Source organism: Rhizobium sp. S152 (assembly GCF_030380735.1).
Classification (GTDB): domain Bacteria; phylum Pseudomonadota; class Alphaproteobacteria; order Rhizobiales; family Rhizobiaceae; genus Rhizobium.
The window spans coordinates 1-1,309 of record NZ_JAUDRZ010000022.1; the positions used below are offsets into that span (position 1 = coordinate 1).

Genomic DNA, 1,309 nt, shown 5'->3' on the forward strand with positions numbered 1-1,309 from the left:
GGATTTTCGAGGCTATAGCGGACGCCGGCCTGGGCGGCGAGATGGACCATGACGTCGGGCTTGGCGGCGGCGACCGCGTCTTCCAGCGCCTTGCGATCCTCAAGCATCGCAGTGACCGCGCGGAAGGCCGGGAACTGGGCAAGGGCGGCGTTGCGCATATGCTTCAGCTTGATGTTGTAATAATGCGTCATGCCGTCGAAGCCGGTGACTTCATGGCCGTCCTGCAGCAGGCGGCGGGCAAGGTGAAAACCGATGAAGCCGGCCGTGCCGGTGATGAAATAGCGCATTCTCAGTTCCCCCCATTCTTCTTGCCGACGGCGAAGTGGCTGAAGCCATGGCGGGTGATCTCGGCGACGGGGTAGATGTTGCGGAGGTCGACGAGGACGGGGCTTTTCATGGTGGCCTTGAGGCGGCGGAAGTCGAGTGCGCGGAACTCGTCCCATTCGGTGACCAGCACGATGGCGTCGGCGTCTTCGGCGATCTCGTAAGGGTCGGTGCCGTAGGTGATCGGCCCGAGCACGTCTTTTGCCGCCTCCATGCCCTCCGGATCATAGGCATGCACGGTGGCGCCGCTGTCGATGAGCGCCTGGATGATGGTGATCGACGGCGCGTCGCGCATGTCGTCGGTGTTCGGCTTGAAGGTCAGGCCCAATATGGCGATCTTCTTGCCGCGCACGCTGCCGTCGCAGGCGGCGATCACCTTGCGGCCCATGGCCCGCTTGCGGTTGTCGTTGATGGCGACCGTGGTCTCGATCAGCCTGACCGGGCTGTCGAAATCCTGCGCCGTCTTGACCAGCGCCAGCGTATCCTTGGGGAAGCACGAGCCGCCGTAGCCCGGGCCGGCATGCAGGAACTTGTCGCCGATGCGCTTGTCCATGCCGATGCCCTTGGCGACCTTCTGCACGTCGGCGCCGATCTGCTCGCAAAGATCGGCGATCTCGTTGATGAAGGTGATCTTCATGGCGAGGAACGCGTTGGCGGCGTACTTGATCAGCTCGGAGGTGCGGCGCTCGCAGAAATAGAGCGGCGCCTCGTTGAGATAGAGCGGCCGGTAGACCTCGCGCATGATCTCGATGGCGCGCGGCTCCTCGGTGCCGATGACGATGCGGTCGGGGCGCTTGAAGTCGGTGATGGCCGCACCCTCGCGCAGGAATTCCGGGTTGGAGACGACGGCGATGTCCTTATCCGGGAACTCCTCGCGGAAAATGCGCTCGATCTCGTCGCCGGTGCCGACGGGCACGGTCGACTTGGTGACGACGACGGTAAAGCCGGAGACGGCGGCGGCGATCTCGCGGGCGGCGGCATAGAC

At 64.4% G+C, this 1,309-nt stretch carries 2 protein-coding genes; both read right to left on the reverse strand.

Annotated features, from left to right (window positions below; all coding sequences use genetic code 11):
* Positions 1-287, reverse strand: a 287-nt coding sequence (locus QTL95_RS16160; protein WP_289720950.1) for a GDP-mannose 4,6-dehydratase, incomplete at its 3' end; no start/stop codon positions are given.
* Between the two features lie 2 nt (positions 288-289).
* Positions 290-1,309, reverse strand: a 1,020-nt coding sequence (locus tag QTL95_RS16165) for a UDP-glucose dehydrogenase family protein (RefSeq protein ID WP_289720951.1), incomplete at its 5' end; no start/stop codon positions are given.